The following is a 17832-nucleotide window of genomic DNA, read 5'->3' on the forward strand; positions in this document are numbered from 1 at the left end:
AGGGTCACCCACGGCGCTCAAGCCAACAGGGTCCCCGACGATCCCGGGGCGTCAGACGATCGTCGCTTCAGCGGCCCAATGCGCCAACCTGTTGGGGACAAGGAGGGGCAGGTTTTCGCTGTTCCGTTCTCGATGGCCTGGCACCGGCAACCGACCGCGCAGCGCCCGCCGAACAGGCCGGGCGCTTGGCGCAAAGGCGAGGCATGAGGTCATTTGGAATTGGGCGCAGCATCGATGCGCCACGCCTGCCTGCTTACTTCGTGCCAGGGGTCGTGATGATCATCTGTGATGCCTTGCCGGCAAACGGCACCGGCTGGCACGCCGGATCGGGCGCACCTGCCGGGGATACCTCATGGGGATTGCCCGAATATCCCCGATTGGACTTTTGCGCGGCCAGCCGCGACAGCGCCGCAGCTGCTTGCAGGCAATCGTCGAAAAACTCGACTTTCTGACGCCCACGTGTGCCGATGCGGCCCCATTGCCGTACAAGGGACACGTCACCGAACAGCGTGGGTTGCAATGCCATGACATAGTACCGCGCCATGTTGCGGGCACTGTCTATGCGCCGCAGGAACAGTGGATGGGTCGCGTGCTTCATGCATCGGATTATCTGCGTTCGCCCAAATACCGTCCAATGCATTTTCTGAATCGGTGGTTCGAGACCGATTCAAAACTTTGATCGAATAGCGGGCTTTCGGGCCGGGCCAGTTGCGGCCGGCATGAGCACGTTGCCGCCGGCCGGGAATCGGGGACAGGGCGCGGCGATCGCATCATCGATCGCCCGGATCGTCTCCGGCATTTGCGCCGGCGAGACCCTCGACAAGGTTCAACAGGCCTGATGCCGACGAAGCCGGCATATCAAGCACACGCAAAATCAGTTTCAGCTTATCGTCAGCTTCTTGCCGGTTCTGGCCGAAAAAATGCGGGGCAGCAAAATGGATCATTTCGATCGGTGAGCAGTCGAGAATCTCGCAAACATGGACGAGTCTCGTCGCATGCAGCTTCGAAAAGGCCCGCTCATAGCGTGCAAAGATAGTCTCATGCAGGCCGACCATGGTTCCCATCTGGGCGCGATTGAGCCTTCTGGCTTCGCGGCGTTCGCGCACAAACCGACCGAAGGCCTTCTCCATATCGCCGAAGCTCCGTACGCCTTCGAAGCCGGGTTTCCTGTAGACCGGCTTTTCGGATTCGGCGTCTTCCGTTTCGGTGAGTGCGTGCTCGTGAATGTATTTCTGAAGGTCCTTGATTGCCATTTCGAGGGCTTTTGCCAGCTCCTGTGCGTGTCGAGAAAGCACATCGATAGGACGTGCCTTTCCACCTCAAATTGCCCGATGTGAGAAAAATCAGAGCCAACTTGACCGCGAGTCTAGCAGGGGAGGGGTCTGACATCAAATTCCGCGATCCGCCAGGGAAGAACCACGTGGCTGGAGTTATAGGCCTAGCTCGTCCAAATACTTGACGATCGCCGCTTCCACGATTGCCTGCATCGTTGTGTCGTCATGGAAGGCTGCCAGTTTCAAGCGGCGCTTGGTTGGCCGGTCGAGGTTCACATTGACAAAGCAGCTTTGCCCCTTAACGCGCTCTCGTTTCATCCGGCGCAAGGCTTTTCGGGCCTCCTGTCGAAGGTCGCTCCGGTTCGGCGACGTGCGGTCTGAGTTAGGGTCAGTGCTGACTAGATCCGACGCACGATCTTCATCACCTCTCACCGCTTGCTTCCTGGCAGCGAGCGCGAACTCGTCGAGCGACAGGGTTTCCCTGCCGCTCATCAAGCGGGCCCCGCTTCTGCGCCGGAGCTCAGCAGTGCATCGATTTCGCTCACGATCTCTTGGGTCTCGCGCCGCGCTTTGGCGACAGCCTCGGACAGCGTCTGCATCTGGAGAGTGCCGATGCCGTTTTGAATGTCCTTGTAGACGTTACGCTCCATAACCTCGGTACGAAACAGATAGGTTCCGACCTTGTCCTCGATGATTGGCCTAATCTTGCGGTAGAGCTCTGTCTGGCGAACCGTCATCGAGATGCGGGTTCGCAAAACACCATGCCGGCATGCGCTGGCGCGAGCCTCGTTGATCCTGAGTACGGAGTGAAAGCAGTCGATCGCGCCAAGGACCTCGCGTTTAGACGGCTGCACAGGAGATATCACCAGGTCGGACCAACCAATCACCGGATCGATCGTAGAAATATCCTCTCCAGGCGTGTCGATGAGGAGGTAATCGAAACGGTGGCCATGGCGCTCAACGAACGCGTCCAAGGACTTGGCGGTCTTGTGGCTGAAAACGCTGATGCCTTCCGGCTGCGCGTTCTTGTCGTGGCACTCGCTCCACCATTTGGTCAGATTGCTTCTCCCGTCCATGTCGACCATGGCCACGGCTGAACCGCGCAGTGCGTACTCGCCAGCAATGTTCATCAAGGCGGTGGTCTTGCCGGCGCCCCCCTTGCCATTGATGGCGGAGATCACGACAGGCATGAGCGAGCTCTCCTCATAAACGTGTGTTCCTACATCCACTTGAATCCAGATCTGTTCGAAAGTGGATCAGTGGACAGATGGATTTCCATCAATATAGAAAAACATAGTCAAAACTACAAGAAAAATCAGTTCAATTGCGGCAAACAGGAAAATTCGATGTCAAAGCGGTTGGCAGGATACGCAAAAACGTGATACGTTTTTTCTGACGATCGAGGGACTGGCCCTCGATCCGCGGCTTCGGCCGCGAACAAGGCAGAAGCGTAATGACGAGAGCCGGCGCAGCTATCGCAAGACGGCCGCCGAGGCGGGAGAGGGTCGCACATATCCGGTTCGCCCCGGATGAGCTTGCCGTCATGAAATCGGCCGCGAATGGCGCCGGCATGTCAGTGTCCGCCTTCATCCGCACACTCGCCTGCGAGGGTGCGGGCATCCGCCCGTTTCTCAATGATGCCGATCGCGCGATCCTACAACTCCTCGCCGCGGATCTGAGTGCTGTTGCCAATGGCCTCAATCAAGCCGTACGCGCGCTCAACACGGGGCGGTTAAGCACGGTTTCGGATATCGCCGCAGCTGCCGATGATGCCCGCGCAATTTCATTGACGGTCGCTGCAGAGCTGTCCCAGATGACGAAACGCGCCGGCGCGGCGCGGCGCTCGGGGGCTGGCTAATGGAATTTTTCCTGGGGGCTTTCGAACGGGAGTGGGAACGGCGTCGCGCAGCGCTGCTTCATGAAATGCAGCGGGGGCGCGACGCGCATGAATGTGACTGGCGGCGAAGGGGCGGGGTGGCGTTGGCACCAGACGAAACGGTAAAGCGAGGGGACAGGGCGCGCGCCGGCCACAATGCCAGCGCGCGTTCCTGTCGCACCGGAGCTGTCGCGCCGAACCGATCGATGCGTCAACGGTTCACAGCCGTGGCTCAAGGGAGCCAGCCTGCGGTGGTCAAGCTCACGTCCTATGGTCGTGGACCGCGTATGGGTGCGATGGTGAGCTACGTCTCCCGGAATGGCGAACTGGCCGTAGAAACCGACAAGGGCGAGCAGATCATCGGCAAGGCGGGCCTGCTGCAACTTCGCACCGAATGGGAGCATCTTTTTGATAATCGTGCCTCGAGCCGGGACGTAGGTCTGTTCCAGGTGACGGTGAACTTAAAGGCAAGCGATCGCGAGCATGACCAAATCGTTCGCCACGTCCTGCGCGCCGCCTTCGGCGAGCGCCGGTTCGTTTATGCAATCGAGCAAGCGGACGGCGAGCGTTTGCGGGTGCAGGGGGTCCTGCTCCTGCGCGGGCCGGATGGCGAGCGCCTGACCGGCGACGCGAAGGCCGCGGCAATCGCCCAAGAGCGGTTGAACAGGAGCAAGATCGGCAGCGACGTCCAGGCACGGGTTCTGTTCCACGGTCACGGCAATGGCGTTGCCTTCGCAACGAGCCGGATTCGCCAAATGGTGGAGCGCTTCGAAGGGCGGGTCCGTGATGATACGGACAGCCATATCGAGACTGTCAAACAAGCCGGCGATCTCGTCCAGAAAGACTGGCGCAAGCAGATGCAAAGCCGCACAGGACGCGACATCATGCATCTGGTCGCCTCGGCGCGCGCGGGCACCGATCAAGCTGCATTTCGAGATGCCGTGCGGGAGTTCCTTGGCGATCAATTCCCCGGGCATCGGTATGTTTATGCCATGCACGATCCGTCTGACGATCCAAAAGTGGCAGGGCAGGGTGGCAAGCGGCCCCATGTCCACGCCCACGCGATCGTCACCATGCGTGCGGAGACAGGAGAACGCATCGAGACGAGCCCGCGGGAGTTTCGGGAATGGCGCTCACTGATGGCTGAGAAGGCCCGGGAGCACGGAATCCGCATGGAGCTGACCGACCGCCGCGAGTTTGCAAGTGCGCCGGCCTATGCTCGTACTCAGGTGCGTCCTGTCAGCTATGTCGGCAGGAGCGAGCATGAGGGCACCAGCCAGCCGGCACAGGCACGCTATGCAGCCAAACGTTCCAATCTCCGTCACGCGGCGAGGTCCATCCGCAGTACCAAATACGTGACGGAAGTTGGTCAGGCATGGAGCGCAATTGCGCGCGATAGCCAAGATAAGAAGGTGGCCGAGTTCGCCGCAGATCAGCTCGAACGAATCCGGGCCGCGTCACGTTTCACCCACATCGCGACTGAGAATGAATTCTCTCGGCAAACACCGGACGGGGACGACCCCAAAGCCGTTTTGGCCCGGGAACTTTTTGGAGGCGAGGAAGCTGCCATGCTTGCTATGACACGTCCTGAGTTCGAGGCATACGAAAAGCGGATAGGGACTATTCTGGCGGACATTGAGCGCTCAATCGAGCCATGGGAGCGCAAACAATTCAACGAAGTCGTTGAAGCCGCGCGCGAAGTGATGACCGTCCGGCGGGAAAACCTCCGCATTTCGGAACAACAGCTTGCCGCCAGCGAAGCTGACCACAACACCCCAGTTCGCAGTGGCGAGCTTTCGCAGTTGTTTGAGAGCGGATCTCGAGCCCCTCAAACCACATCGAACTCAAAGCACGAGCCGATTTCAGGGAATGCGCCTGTGGTCCGCAGCCGGGAGGTTGCCCAGGAGGATCGGCTGCGCAGCGCCCATCAAGCTCTTGATCCCCGCGATCTACGTGCGGGTGAAAGGACGGGATTGCCCAGGAAAATAGCGGGTCAACAAAGAGGGCTGCCGGAGCCGAGTTCGCCACGACAGGATCCACACCAGCAATCCGCGCAGCGTACGCCAGGATTGGAGCAGGAAATCGAAGAGAGGCACCCGCGTGACCGCAACGAGCGCGAGCGCTAGACCAATACACCTTCGCGCCTTGTAGAGCCGAGATGTTAGACGGCCGCTCGTAAGTGTCGGATTGGCCTTCCAGGTGAAAGCGACTGTGCGGCTCGCGCGATGCTTTGCGCGTCAATTCCATGGTGCCGATAAAGGTCCGCGATGGTGCCCGACTGGCCGAAATGCTCCACGCCCAGTGAACGGGTCTTGTGACCCTCGACGGATCCGAGCCAAGCAAGCGTGGCGGGATGGCCGTCAAGCACGGTGATGAGCCCACAATGTGAGGGGACGCTGGCAAGCAGCCGCTCAACAGGGCTTTGTGCATGGGCGACGCCGTGCTCCCTGGCGCGCTGCGCGGCCGTCCATCCCGCATTCAGGCGATCTGCAGACGTTACCGCCAAAAGGCCCACATCGCGGCGATCCTCTGCGATCAACCCAATCGCATCAATGGCTTCGGGTGCAACCGCTCCCGTATAGGCGATCACAATCTGGGCATTTGGCCCTGGCTTTCGCATCCAATAGCCTCCATTGAGGATGTCTTCAGCCAACGTCTGATCAATGACGCGTTTGGGTTGTTCAATTGGCCGAGTCGACAGTCTGAGATATACCGAGCCTCCAGTGGCATCCCTGAGCCAGGTCACGGGATCGGGCTGGGTGTCTCCATCGCGCTGGATGTAGTCAAATGAAAATCGCAGAATGGTTGCAAGCTCGTCGACGAAGGCTGGCTCAAAGCTGGCGAGCCCATCCTGAGCCATGCCGATAAGTGGAGTTGCTATCGATTGATGGGCGCCGCCTTCAGGCGCCAAACTGATCCCGGAAGGGGTGGCAACGACAATGAAGCGCGCATCTTGGTAGCAGGCGTAGTTCAGCGCATCGAGCCCACGTTCGATGAACGGGTCATAAAGGGTCCCTATCGGCAAAAGCCGCTCGCCAAATGTCGAATGGGAAAGCCCCAGAGCCGAGAGGTTTATAAACAAGTTCATCTCGGCGATGCCGAGTTCGATATGCTGGCCTTTGGGCGAGAATTGCCAGTTGAAGGTCGACGGGATCCGCTCCTTCTTGAATAGATCCGCCTTCTCTTCCCGGGCAAAGAGCCCCCGACGATTGACCCATGCGCCGAGATTGGTTGAGACGGTGACGTCCGGCGACGTTGTGACGATCCGTCTCGCCAGATCAGTCTCCGTCTTGGCGACCTCGTGGATGAGAATTCCGAAGCCGTGCTGTGTGGAGACAGGAGATTGCACCTCTATGGCAAACGCCTCAGGGACAGCGATTTTCGGTGCCCGGTGGCGGCCACGGCGCCGGGCATTGAATGGAGCTTCCTTGAGGAAAGCAGCCAGCTCAGCGGCAGGGAGCTGAAGACCTTCAAACAATTCCCATTCGCAGCCCGGCCGAATCCGAAGACGAGCGCGCAGGTCTTCGGTCTGCGCGGTGGTCATCAAACCTGCATGATTGTCCTTGTGGCCCGCCAGCGGCAGGCCGAATCCCTTGATCGTGTAGGCGAGAAAGCAGATCGGCCGGTCATGCTTGCGGGCCTCTTCGAAGGTCCTCAACAACAGGGGCAGATCATGACCGCCAAGGTTTGTCATTAAGCACGCAAGGTCTTCGTCCGAACGCTTTTCAATCAACCGGGAGATTTGACCCTGGTCACCGATCTCATCGAGCAGGCGTCTGCGCCACGCTGCCCCACCTTGATAAGCCAGAGCCGAATAGAGCTGGTTGGGACAATTGTCGATCCAGGCGCGTAAAGCCTCGCCCCCAGGCTCCTCGAAGGCTTGCTCGAGCAGGGAGCCGTATTTGAGGATTACCACCTCCCAGCCGAAATCGCGAAACAGAGAGACGAAGCGCTCCCACAAGCCCTCCCTTACGACCGCGTCCAAGCTTTGGCGATTATAATCAACGATCCACCACGTGTTGCGCAGACCGTGTTTCCAACCCTCGAGAAGAGCCTCAAAAATGTTACCCTCATCCATCTCGGCGTCGCCAATAAGCGCGACCATGCGGCCTTCCGGACGGTCCTTGGCCATGCCTTTTGCTCGAAGGTAATCCTGCACCAATGAGGAAAACAGGGTTTGCGCGACGCCCAGTCCGACAGACCCGGTCGAGAAGTCGACATCGTCCGTATCCTTCGTCCGTGATGGATAGGACTGCGCACCTCCATAAGCGCGGAAGGATTCCAGTTTCGACCGTGTCTGGTTGCCGAAGAGATACTGGATGGCGTGAAAGACCGGACTTGCATGCGGTTTCACCGCGACCCTGTCTTCTGGATGCAAGACCGCGAAGTATAGCGCAGTCATGAGCGTGGTGAGCGATGCTGACGAGGCCTGATGCCCTCCAACTTTGAGCCCGTCGTCATTCGGCCGAAGGTTGTTGGCGTTGTGGACCATCCATGTGGAAAGCCACAGTACCTTGCTTTCGAGTTCCTTGAGGCACGCGAGTTGAGGATCGTTCATTTTATAACTCCACCGAGAGGAGGGAGGATAGGAAAATCCAGCGGGCGATTGCGGCTAAAAGCGCGATAAGCTAGAGCCGCTTCGGCCGGACTCAGCTAATTTTTATGCAGGAAACAAAAACCTATGCCAAAAGATGTGATTGACGATATCGATCGCAGGTTGCTGGCTGCACTTCAGTCGGATGCTCACGCGACAACGGAAGATCTCAGCGAGATCGCCGGGCTCTCTCCATCGCCTTGCGCGCGCCGAGTGCGGATGCTCGAAAAATCAGGCGTGATCAGAGCCTACGTGGCAATCGTTGATCAGGTGAAGGTTGGATTGCCCGTTAGCGCCTTTGCTTCCGTCAAGCTTGAGCGACAACGGGAGGAAGAGCTCGATGGTTTTTCGAGCGCGGTCCGTCGTTGGCCGGAAGTCGTCGAATGTTATTTGATGACCGGAAAAATGGATTTCTTGCTGCGTGTCGTCGTCAAGGATCTAGAGGCATATGAAACCTTCCTGAAGCAGAAACTCACCAGGCTCGACGGCGTGGCCTCGATCGAATCCAGCTTTGCGTTGGGCCAGGTGAAGCATGCTCACGGGTTGCCGATCGGCGTCTGACAGCCGGCCTGTAAATCTCGCGGGCGACCAGGGCACGGTAAGCCTATGGTGCCAGATAGCGAACGAATCCTATCGGGCTACGATATTGACGACGTTGATGCCGGCGCCGTTTCGTATTTGCGCTATTGCTAATATTAGTTCATGATCCTTCTGCCGGGGGGGGATCGCCGGCATGGCCCGGTTGGGGACCTTCAAGCCCAAATCAACCCCTCGGTAGCCGGGCCGCTCATCATCAATTGGTTGACGAAGGCCGCCGCACAGGCCCGGTGGTATTCCAATGGGTGAACTCGGTTCCTTCCCTGTCGATTCCCGCATAGACTTTAACAGTCCCTCATGCGGGGTCCGCAAGGGCTCAATCTGGAATTCCCAAGTCTGCGTTTTGCTTCGAAGGGCCACTTCCATAAGCGTGGTCCAGCAGGGCAAGCAGTTTGCGGGCCGAGTCATTGCAACAGGAATAGTGAACTATGTTGTCACGGTCGCGGCGGACGCGGACCAAGCCGAGTGCGCGTAACTTGGCCATGTGCTGTGACAGTGCCGACGAGCTAAGCCCCAGTTGCTCTCGAAGCGCCTCAGCCGGCAATTCGCGGTCGAGCACGAGGTGCATGATCAACAGGCGTCGAGCATTGGCCATCGCCGTCACAAATCTTGCAGCCTCTTTAGCTTTAGTCCCAATTTGTTTCACGCGCCCCCCTGCCGAGCGAAGTTCGGCGACCGATATGCCCATCGTCACGTCGGCGGGCGCCCGTCTTTGAGCCCTGTAGCCACGCCATAGGGGTCCGTCGGGGAGCGCGCGGCGGCCTTCCTGAACGCTGTTTCATCGCGGTACGCGTAAGGGCTGGACGCCTTGCCCATGAAATGCTGGTCGATGTTCCCCTACCCACTGGCGTGCCATTGGGGCGAAGGGGACAAGGAAGTCTAGGTTCACGATCGTTCTACATTGGCTTGCATTGGCAGATTGCGCACGCGATCTTCCAGATCGCGCTGCTTTTCTTCGTTCGAGGCCAGCCGGTTGAAGGCATGTTCGGCAAGCATGGACCCGACGGATATGATCAGGAGCGGCGCGGTCCACGTCCAGCAGGAATGCAAGGCGAAACACGCCAAGCCGGCGACAGCGGCCGAAACCGCAAAGATCGCGAACCGGATCATCTGGGCCATCGTTACTCCCTGTCCAATTAGCATGATCGAGGATTAATGCAGCAAGGGGCTGCATTAGCAATGATTAAAGCAAGCTGGAAGGCCGCAGGAGCGTCATCTCAGTCGCCGAGCTGACACAAAAGCTTTTCACTGACGCCAAAAAGGTCGGCATCAGCAGCACTGAGATCGAGGAAGATACTGGCAGCCCTCACTTGGCAGTCGGGCACGACTTACAGGCGGCGGCCAGCTCAACTCTCTATATGGTTGAATCTAAACGACAATATTCCGTTCCATAATGTATGTTATGCCGCAAATAGTTCTAGCAGCTATTTAGTAATGCGACAGTTGCCCCAGTTAGAGATGCGACACTTCCCGCTTCCGAGGCTGGTCAACATGAAGCTGGAAAGGAAGGCTAGCGACTTCACAGAGCCTGGCGTGAGGGCGGGCTTATTGCGGGAGCCGTCATGCTTTGGTCACCTTGTCGCAAAAAGAGCTGCATCGTCTCGAAGCCATCCAGAAGATCCGCGACCGACGGCTGAGCGTCGTACATGCAGCGGAGCTCCTTCACCTCAGCCGCAGTCAGGTTCACCGGCTGTTGCAGGCCTATGACCAGGACGGCGCCGGCGGGCTGGCGTCCAAGAAGCGCGGTCGGCCGAGCAATCGACGCCATGATGAGGATTTCCGCAACACCACATTGGATCTGGTAAGCGATCGCTACCGGGACTTCGGCCCGACGCTCGCCCGAGAGAAGCTGCTTGGCACCAGATTGCCGTCAGCACCGAGACACTACGCAAATGGATGACGGAAGCCGGAATCTGGACTTCACGCCGTGAGCGGAAGCGCCAACTGCATCAGCCGCGCGGTCGGCGTGACTGTCTGGGCGAGCTCGTGCAGATCGATGGCTCTCACCATTGGTGGTTCGAGAGCCGCGGCCCCAAATGCGCCTTGCTCGTCTATATCGCGACGCGATCAGCCGAGGCATTAAGGGGGTTCCCGTGGGAGCATCTGTTATGCGCTTCCTTGGATAATTGCGTATATCCGACTTAGCAGATAAGTTCAGGATATTCGATCTAACACATATTTACAAAATATAGAAGCTGACGCATAATTCGAGCATGGTCCTCGCCCGTACCCCTGAGCAAATCGGAAATGCCATCCGCCGCGCTCGCAAGCAGAAAGGCCTCAGCCAAGCCGCGCTTGGCGATCGTGCCGGTATGCGGCAGCCCTCCGTTTCCATTATTGAGAGCGGGAACCCAGCCGCCCGACTTGACAGCGTGCTGGCTTTGCTGGCAGCCCTCGACCTGGAGTTCCAAGTCGCGCCGCGCTCCAAGCGGTCCTCCTCTGAAATAGAAGACCTGCTCAGCTGATGGGTCGGCGGCCCCTTCACGTGCCGTTGCGGGTCTATCTGAACAACCGCCTTGTCGGCCAGCTCAGCAAAGAGTCCAGCGGCGCCGTTCGCTTCCGCTACGAGGATCACTGGCTTGCGCGGCGGGGCGCGTTTCCGGTCTCCCTCTCCCTGCCTTTGCGCGAAGATGCCTACCGGGGTGAACCCGTCAACGCCGTTTTCGAAAATCTGCTGCCTGACTCGGACGCGCTGCGCCGCCGTGTGGCCGAGAAAGTCGGCGCGCGGGGTATAGACGCCTACAGCCTGCTGGCGCGGATTGGCCGCGACTGCGTGGGCGCACTGCAATTCATTGCCGGAGACGATGACTTACCAGATATCGAAGCTATCAGCGGCGAAGCCGTCGATGACGGTGAGATTGAGAAACTCCTCAAGAACCTGGCACAGGCTCCGCTCGGCTTGAGCCGCGATGATGACTTCCGCATCTCTGTCGCCGGCGCTCAGGAGAAGACGGCCCTGCTCCGGCATGACGGACGGTGGCTCAAACCGCACGGCACCACCCCCACCACACACATCTTCAAGACGCAGATCGGCACGCTGCCTAACGGCATCGACCTCACCAACAGCGTCGAGAACGAGTTTTACTGCCTGGCGCTGGCCGAAGCGTTTGGCCTGCCCGTCAACACGGCGCGCATTGCCACCTTCGGCAAGACCAAGGCGCTGGCCATCGAACGCTTCGATCGACGCTGGACCGAGAGCGGACGCCTCATCCGCCTTCCACAGGAAGACTGCTGCCAAGCCCTCTCTGTGCCGCCGACCCTCAAGTACCAACACGAGGGCGGGCCAGGCATGGCGGCAATCCTCAATCTCCTCAAAGGCAGTGATACGCCGGCAGAAGACCAGAAGACCTTCCTCGCCGCCCAGATGTTGTTCTGGATCCTAGGCGCGACTGACGGCCACGCAAAGAATTTCAGCGTGTTTCTGGCGCCCGGTGGCGGCTACCAACTGACCCCGCTCTACGACATCCTAACCGCTCAGCCGAGCCTCGACTTGAACCAGATCACGCGCAAGCAGATGAAGCTGGCAATGGCAGTGGGAACGAACCGTAACTACCGGATAGACCAAATTCACCCGCGGCATTTCCTTCAGACCGCCGCCGCGGTCAAACTGCCGGACAGCGTGGTGAATGGGGCCATGGCGCATATCGCAGAACGTGGCGAACGCGCCTTCACCCGGGTAACTGAACTCCTTCCTCGTGACTTTCCCGAAGCGATCCACGCCAGCGTCAGTGCCGCCGCCCTACCGCGGCTGAGGGCGTTTGAAGAGGCGGTGTCCTGAGTAGGACAAGAACCACCCCGGATGGATAACAAGTTAGCTCGTGCCGAAAGTTGACGGGCCCTGACTGCATGCATCGTCTTCCTGCCCGGTCGGATCGTCAGGCACGATCTCATCAAAAATCGCGGACCAATTCCGCTTTGCCTTGCCGCTGGATCTCTCGGATACCGTGGTGGTCAGTTGTTTCAGTTTTCGAGCTGCAGCAACAAAGCGCGCCTCTATCGCAGCTCCGGAGGGAGGCGTAGGCGGATGAGCTGTGCCGAATGCTGCAATGCGGCGATCTTCGGACGCGCCCGACTGGGAATAGGCGTCTGTGAGCGCGGGTATCGCAGCCCGCGGCAGCAGCTCCGTCGCTGGTACATCGGGGGTATTGGATCGCGAGAACCGCTCCATTGCCTTGAATGGAGAAGTCGCAAAAAAGCGCAACTTGTCTGCCAAAACAGGCGCCTGCCCTTCTACGAGGATGACCATCTTGTTGGCGGGCATTTGCCTGACCTCCTGAGGCATCATCAGATCGCGTTCGCGCACCTGTTCGACTTTGGTGCGGCGATGCAGCCCCATCAGTTCGATCGTTCTCGACTCCGTCCTGTAACGCACTGTCTTCTTGCCCAGTCCCCTTGAAACGCTCTCGGCCGTGACCTGGTCGTTTGCGCCAAGCACTAGCTGATATCCGCAATTGCCCATAAGCGAATGGCGGGCGGTTTCGCCGTAGATCTCATCCAAGTTTTTGAGGTCTTGGATGATGAAGGCCATTTTTATGTTGTAGCCGGCCACATAGGGCAGTTTGCTGGTGATCTCGGAGACTTTTCTCAGCTGCCGAAACTCGTCCAGCAGGAAGTAGATGGGCAGCGAATTCTGGTCCTGGGTGAGCAGCAGCGTGTCCAGCGACTGTTGGACAAAAAGCGATAGCAGCGGTTTCAGCATCGCCACGTCGGTGATGTTGGGCGCCAGGTATATCGAGATCGGTCGATGCTTCAGCGCACGAAGATCCATGTCGGTGACCTCGGTGGCTGCGACCACGCGCTCGTTGCGAAAGGGACGCAGGGCCTTCTGCACGTCGAGCAGCGCGGACGCAGCGGCGCGCTCCGACAGCGCGATATAGGCGTTGAAGCTTTCGAGCGTAAAGCGCGACAGGTTCGGCTCCTTTTCTTTGATGAGGCTCATCAGGGCCTGCAGATCGACGCCGCTGTTGAAGAATGAAATCACCTCGCCAAGATTGCGGCGGCCGCGATAGGAGTCGCTCTCGTTCACGTAGCTGATAGCCCCAGCCAGCACCAGCTGCGCGGTGGCCTGCCAGATCGCGTTCTCGGAATCGGCACTCTCGGGGACGAGAATGCTTGCTATGTTCAGAATGTCCGTTGTGCGATCGCCCCGGTCGGGCCTGATGAAGTCGAGCGGATTGTAACGATGTGTTCTTTCGCTGCCCGGCGCGAACAGGAAGACCTGGTTTCCGGTTGCCTTGCGATACCCGGCCGTTGAGCGGAAGATTTCGCCTTTCAGGTCGGTAACGATCATCGACCCTTGATGAGTGAGTGCGTTCGGGATGACGTAGGAGGTCCCCTTGCCCGAGCGCGTCGGACCGATGACCAGGTGATGGCGCTCGTCTTGGACGCGAAGGACATGGCGCCCGTAACGCCCCAGAATGTGTCCGTGGCGCCGGAACCATCTGCCATGCCGCAGCGAGGTCGTATTTTGGAAACGAGCATTGCCAAGCGGTTCGGAAGCACGCTTCAAACCGAGAGAGGCGATCGCACCGGCGATGAGGACCGACACGGCGGCTGCCCCCAGACTGGTCCGCTGCAACACGGCGTTGTGAGGGTAACGGGCAAGCTGCTGGAGCGCTGCGAACGGATTGGTTGTCGCGGTGACCTGCAAGATGCGGCCGTCGCCATACAACAACTGTAGCACCACCCCGTAGGCGAGCAGCCAGACGACAAAACCAATCGCGAGGCAGAAAACGAGATAGGCGATGCGGAACGTGCCGGTCATGATCGATCCATTCTTGAGAAATAGATCTCTGACACGCCACGACGTCCGCCCTCGCGCCTCAGCTGGACAACGATCGGAATGACGCTGCGAATGTAGGAAATAAGGTCGGCTTTCGAGTAAGCTGCCGACAGACCCGATTGCATCACCATCATGGCGAGCTGCTCATAAGCGCCGCGAGGCGTGTCGGCGTGGACTGTCGACATCGAGCCTGGATGGCCCGTGTTGACCGCACGCAGGAACGAGAACGCCTCACCTCCTCTCACTTCGCCCACGAACAGCCGGTCCGGGCGCATGCGCAACGAGGCCTCGAGCAGGTTCTGGATCGTCACACTCGCCGTGCCTTGGTCGCCTTTGGATGAAAGCAGGTGCACGGTGTTGCGCTGGGGAGGAAACAGCTCGCGAGTATCTTCCAGCGTGATCAGGCGTTCGCCCTCGTGGACGGCCTTGAGGCAGGCGTTCATGAATGTGGTCTTGCCGCTTGAGGTGCCACCACTGATTAGCATGGAGACGCGGCTGAAAATGGCGCTACGGACAAAGCCATAGGCGTCGTCCCTCCGCAAAAGCTCCGTCAAGCCGCGATCGGCATCGTTCATGCCGCTGATGGCAACGGATACCTTATTGAAGGCGCCAGCGTCGCGATAATCCTCAAGCGTGAACTCGCCAACGACTCGCTTTCGGATCGAAACCGCGCCCCCCTCGGGCGCTGCCGGCGGCAGCACGAATTGTATGCGCTCCCCAGTTGGAAGGGCTGCGCTGAGGATCGGGTTTGCGGGACCAATGAACTGATTGGTGGCGGCCGCGACCCGTTCGCCCATATGGACGATTTCGGAGGCTGTCAGCTTTGGAATGTGATGGTATTCCATGTGACCGGCACCAAGGCGCTCGACATAGACATGGCCAGGTTTGTTGATCGAGATCTCGACAATCTGTGGATCTGTCAGCAGCGGCCTGAGCGGTTCGAGAGACCGGTGAAGGAAATAGTGCCGGTCATTGTTGCCAGGCTCGATCGAAGCCGCGCTCATGACGAATTTCCTCCAATGCCTCTGAAACCGGATCGTCGTAGACAGCGGAAAAGTCGAGGTCCTGGCGCACGAAGACGAAGATCCGCTCGCCTTGCGGCACGCTGATCGTCGGCGGGATTTTCAGGCTCTCGCCAAGCGCCTGGTTGGCCATGTCCGAGAACGTCTGAGCAATCGTCGAGCGTGCGTTATCCTCAGCGCGCCTTGCCTCGTCGCTGCCTGTCGCGGTCTGGCTGCCGTAGCCGGTCAGGTAACTGGCGCCGCCGCCGACGATCGAAAGCAGGATGGCCGCGCCGAAGCGCTCCCGAAACTTGGTGTCGACCCGGCCGGTAAGCCCGGAGCGGCCAAGACTGTCGGCGCCGATCGAGTTCAAGCGGACGCTGACACCGTCATCGCGAAGCAATCGTGTCCAGATCACGAAGATGCGCTTCTGGCCGCGGGTGATTTCGGACTGGTATTCACCGATCAGCCGCGTGCCTGTCGGGATCAGTACACGACGGCCGTCGAATGAATAGACGTCCTCGGCGACGATGGCGCGGATCTGACCGGGAAGGTCGCTGACAACCGCGGTCTCGAGAATGCCGGGAAGGAGCGTGCCTTCCGCAATCAGTGCATCGACCCGGGCGATCTTCCTGGCCCGTGCCGAGCGATCGCCGATGTTGGCCGCTGCAGCGAGAAACTTGCTGTTACGGTCTTCGCCGGCAACGGCGCGCGGTTGCGCATCGCCGGCCGAGGCGCCTTGCTCGTCGCTGGTCGCCCCCTTTTCGTCGAAGACGATCATCTTGGAACGAAAGCGTTTGGGAAACTCATCGCCTGGGGCTGCCGGGGCGTCGGGAGCGGATAGAGGCGCTGCGGGAGGTGGCACATCGAAAGGCGTGACATTGGGACTCGGCACTGGCGGCGGTGGTGGCGGTGGCGGCAATTCGATCACTTCGGGCGCGGTGGGCTTCGCCGGCTGTTCTCGCTCACGCATGAACGAAGGCGGCCGAAAACTGGTGGTCGAGAACTCCTCGTCACCGGCTGGCACGTGGCCTTGCAACGGTTGACGCCCAGCCAAGGTAAAATAGCCCGCCACAAGCCCCAACAGGATCAGGACGGCACCACCGGCAAGCTGCTTGCGACGTACGGACCCGTCCGCAACAGCGGGGTCGTCATTGCCGGCCAAAGCCTCCAGTTCGGGACTTCGCTGGATCAATTTCCGCTCCTCCTGCGGACCGTTGCCATGTCGTCTCGCACTGGCGCCAGCGCGTCGGCATCGGGCGCGCCGAAATCGGGCTTTCGAAGATTGAAGATGCACAGCCACTGATTGCCGTCGCGCAACGTGTATTGGGCGGCGACACCGTCGACGACGATGTACTCGCCTTCCTTGCGGAAGTTCCTCAGCGTCTCCGAGAAATCGGAATTGACGGCGAAGATCGCCGCGGCACGCCGGCCGAAACGGAAGAAAGTCTTTGTGCCGTCATCGAACACTAACGCCGGCTTCAGACCCGCATCGCCGGAAAATGAATAGTCGATGTTGACATTGGCCTTGTCGATCGCGGCGATGTTGGGCCAGGCCGCGCGCTGCTCAGCTTCGCTCCTCAGCGCCGCGTCGCGGTCCTTCTCCGGATAAGCGAAACGAATGCCGAACACCTGTCGGCCTCCTGCGGGAGCACTATCCTTCAGCTCCAGAAAGTAAATGCGCCTGCTGGTCACGACGTTCATGTTCGTCGTCACGTTCCTGGCGATCGGCTTGACGAAAAGGATGTTGCCCTGCTCAGCAGGAACGACCTGCCAACTTTCGCTGTCGCCGAGCGATATGGTCTGAAATTTCTCCTCCTCGTCGAAGACGATCATCGTCGATACACCATAGCTTGCATGCACTTGGACGACGTTGTTCTCCTGATAGATGACGCTGGTGATGCGCGCGTCCAGGCGACCGGCCTTCGGCGTCTGCGCGCCGAAGGCCACAGCGGTGAACTCGAAGAGGATCAGATAAGCGACCACGACCAGACCGCGTGCCATCATTCGGAACCGCCCGGTGTCACCGTTTCCTGGTCGCGGCGGTAGCTGTAGACCTGGAAGCCGAGCGGATTTTCGAAGCGCCATTCGTTCTTGAGCGGGCTCTCGGTGTAGCGGAATCTCACCACCGAGATCCAATGCCTGTGAATGGCTTCCGTCTCGCTCTTTTCTGTGGTCGAGAAGCGCACGATCGCCGTACTGGCGTTTGGGAAGGTGACGGACTTGATATCGACAAGCACCCGCTTCAGCCGGCCATAGATCTTCGCCGGATTTTGCGCGTTGGCGGCGCTGAACTGCATCTGCAGGTCGCGGGCCGCCTCGTCGGTCGACAAAAGCGCCGCGATCCCGAAATATTCGTCGATGGCAAAAGGATCATATCCCTCGCGGTTGCGGATGTAGCGAACGACATTGGCCTGGGTGACAGCCTCCTGACCGGTGAGATCAGAGGTCCTCGTCAATCCCGACTTGACCTCGATATAGCCGGTGTTCCTGTCGACCTCGACCACATAGGGCTCGAAGCTCTTCAGCGGCACCATCAGCACCAGCGCCAACAGGGCAAGGGCCGCGATCGAGGCAAATAGCAGCGTGAAAAACCAGGCGATGCGGCTGGAGCGCATGGCGCGCTTGAAGATCTCGTGCTCCCAGACGTCACCGTCCTGGAAGTAGGATCTCAGCTTTTCGTCGAGGGGTTCTGCCATTGGACGTTG

General features: G+C 59.5%; 17 protein-coding genes and 1 pseudogene. 6 read left to right on the forward strand and 12 right to left on the reverse strand.

What is annotated here, in order from left to right; translation table 11 throughout:
- Nucleotides 1–253: 253 nt before the first annotated feature.
- The 4 genes from LB557_RS06305 to LB557_RS06320 form a co-directional block, all read right to left on the reverse strand.
- Nucleotides 254–598, reverse strand: a complete 345-nt coding sequence (locus LB557_RS06305) for a WGR domain-containing protein (protein WP_140620430.1) — start codon at nucleotides 596–598, stop codon at nucleotides 254–256.
- 172 nt (nucleotides 599–770) lie between these two features.
- Complete coding sequence (locus tag LB557_RS06310) at nucleotides 771–1130, reverse strand: helix-turn-helix domain-containing protein (protein ID WP_224643190.1); 360 nt, start codon at nucleotides 1128–1130, stop codon at nucleotides 771–773.
- Nucleotides 1131–1430: 300 nt separating this feature from the next.
- Nucleotides 1431–1766 carry a hypothetical protein gene (locus LB557_RS06315; protein ID WP_140620426.1) on the reverse strand — a complete coding sequence of 112 codons (336 nt, stop codon included), beginning with the start codon at nucleotides 1764–1766 and terminating at the stop codon, nucleotides 1431–1433.
- Nucleotides 1766–2464 carry a ParA family protein gene (locus tag LB557_RS06320; RefSeq protein ID WP_140620424.1) on the reverse strand — a complete coding sequence of 233 codons (699 nt, stop codon included), beginning with the start codon at nucleotides 2462–2464 and terminating at the stop codon, nucleotides 1766–1768. The genes LB557_RS06315 and LB557_RS06320 overlap by 1 nt, the downstream gene beginning before the upstream one ends.
- 263 nt (nucleotides 2465–2727) lie before the next feature.
- Here LB557_RS06320 and LB557_RS06325 point away from each other — a divergent pair, with 263 nt between their 5' ends.
- Both LB557_RS06325 and LB557_RS06330 read left to right on the forward strand, forming a co-directional pair.
- Nucleotides 2728–3132 carry a plasmid mobilization protein gene (locus tag LB557_RS06325; protein ID WP_140716079.1) on the forward strand — a complete coding sequence of 135 codons (405 nt, stop codon included), beginning with the start codon at nucleotides 2728–2730 and terminating at the stop codon, nucleotides 3130–3132.
- A complete protein-coding gene (locus LB557_RS06330; RefSeq protein WP_224643192.1) occupies nucleotides 3132–5276 on the forward strand; it encodes a relaxase/mobilization nuclease domain-containing protein in 2145 nt (714 codons plus the stop codon). The genes LB557_RS06325 and LB557_RS06330 overlap by 1 nt, the downstream gene beginning before the upstream one ends.
- A 35-nt stretch (nucleotides 5277–5311) precedes the next feature.
- On the opposite strand, the gene LB557_RS06335 is transcribed toward LB557_RS06330, so the two are convergent.
- Nucleotides 5312–7708 (reverse strand): 1-deoxy-D-xylulose-5-phosphate synthase N-terminal domain-containing protein, encoded by a 2397-nt coding sequence (locus tag LB557_RS06335; RefSeq protein WP_224643193.1) that lies wholly within the window; start codon nucleotides 7706–7708, stop codon nucleotides 5312–5314.
- A 123-nt stretch (nucleotides 7709–7831) separates the two neighbouring features.
- On the opposite strand from LB557_RS06335, the gene LB557_RS06340 reads away from it, so the two are divergent.
- Nucleotides 7832–8305 (forward strand): Lrp/AsnC family transcriptional regulator, encoded by a 474-nt coding sequence (locus LB557_RS06340; protein WP_140620416.1) that lies wholly within the window; start codon nucleotides 7832–7834, stop codon nucleotides 8303–8305.
- A 352-nt stretch (nucleotides 8306–8657) separates the two neighbouring features.
- Here LB557_RS06340 and LB557_RS06345 read toward each other — a convergent pair whose 3' ends face one another.
- Together LB557_RS06345 and LB557_RS06350 are read right to left on the reverse strand one after the other, a co-directional pair.
- Nucleotides 8658–8987 (reverse strand): ArsR/SmtB family transcription factor, encoded by a 330-nt coding sequence (locus tag LB557_RS06345; RefSeq protein WP_224643194.1) that lies wholly within the window; start codon nucleotides 8985–8987, stop codon nucleotides 8658–8660.
- 239 nt (nucleotides 8988–9226) lie between these two features.
- Nucleotides 9227–9460, reverse strand: coding sequence for a hypothetical protein (locus LB557_RS06350; RefSeq protein ID WP_140620412.1), 234 nt, complete (start codon nucleotides 9458–9460; stop codon nucleotides 9227–9229).
- Between the two features lie 448 nt (nucleotides 9461–9908).
- On the opposite strand from LB557_RS06350, the pseudogene LB557_RS06355 reads away from it, so the two are divergent.
- From LB557_RS06355 to LB557_RS06365, 3 genes and pseudogenes are all read left to right on the forward strand, one after another.
- A pseudogene (locus LB557_RS06355) lies at nucleotides 9909–10468 on the forward strand (helix-turn-helix domain-containing protein); the annotation flags it as partial.
- An 86-nt stretch (nucleotides 10469–10554) separates the two neighbouring features.
- Complete coding sequence (locus LB557_RS06360) at nucleotides 10555–10806, forward strand: helix-turn-helix domain-containing protein (protein ID WP_140620410.1); 252 nt, start codon at nucleotides 10555–10557, stop codon at nucleotides 10804–10806.
- Nucleotides 10807–10826: 20 nt separating this feature from the next.
- A complete protein-coding gene (locus LB557_RS06365; RefSeq protein WP_411970526.1) occupies nucleotides 10827–12119 on the forward strand; it encodes a type II toxin-antitoxin system HipA family toxin in 1293 nt (430 codons plus the stop codon).
- Nucleotides 12120–12152: 33 nt separating this feature from the next.
- Here the strand turns inward: LB557_RS06365 and LB557_RS06370 are convergent, their stop codons facing one another.
- From LB557_RS06370 to LB557_RS06390, 5 genes are read right to left on the reverse strand one after another with little or no spacing between them, the layout of a single operon-like run.
- The gene (locus LB557_RS06370) at nucleotides 12153–14105 is read right to left on the reverse strand and encodes a type IV secretory system conjugative DNA transfer family protein (protein ID WP_224643195.1); all 1953 of its coding nucleotides are present in this window, start codon (nucleotides 14103–14105) and stop codon (nucleotides 12153–12155) included.
- Nucleotides 14102–15127: a P-type DNA transfer ATPase VirB11 gene (virB11, locus tag LB557_RS06375; RefSeq protein ID WP_224643196.1), complete on the reverse strand. Its 1026-nt coding sequence runs from the start codon at nucleotides 15125–15127 to the stop codon at nucleotides 14102–14104. Before virB11 ends, LB557_RS06370 begins: the two co-directional genes overlap by 4 nt.
- On the reverse strand, nucleotides 15093–16316 hold the full coding sequence (gene virB10, locus LB557_RS06380) for a type IV secretion system protein VirB10 (protein ID WP_140661383.1): 1224 nt from the start codon (nucleotides 16314–16316) through the stop codon (nucleotides 15093–15095). The genes virB11 and virB10 overlap by 35 nt, the downstream gene beginning before the upstream one ends.
- Nucleotides 16316–17128, reverse strand: a complete 813-nt coding sequence (locus LB557_RS06385; RefSeq protein WP_224643199.1) for a TrbG/VirB9 family P-type conjugative transfer protein — start codon at nucleotides 17126–17128, stop codon at nucleotides 16316–16318. Before LB557_RS06385 ends, virB10 begins: the two co-directional genes overlap by 1 nt.
- Nucleotides 17128–17823 carry a virB8 family protein gene (locus LB557_RS06390; protein ID WP_140620403.1) on the reverse strand — a complete coding sequence of 232 codons (696 nt, stop codon included), beginning with the start codon at nucleotides 17821–17823 and terminating at the stop codon, nucleotides 17128–17130. The genes LB557_RS06385 and LB557_RS06390 overlap by 1 nt, the downstream gene beginning before the upstream one ends.
- Between the last annotated feature and the right edge of the window lie 9 nt (nucleotides 17824–17832).

Source organism: Mesorhizobium sp. BR115XR7A (genome assembly GCF_020165315.1).
In the GTDB taxonomy this organism is placed as follows: Bacteria; Pseudomonadota; Alphaproteobacteria; order Rhizobiales; family Rhizobiaceae; genus Mesorhizobium; species Mesorhizobium australicum.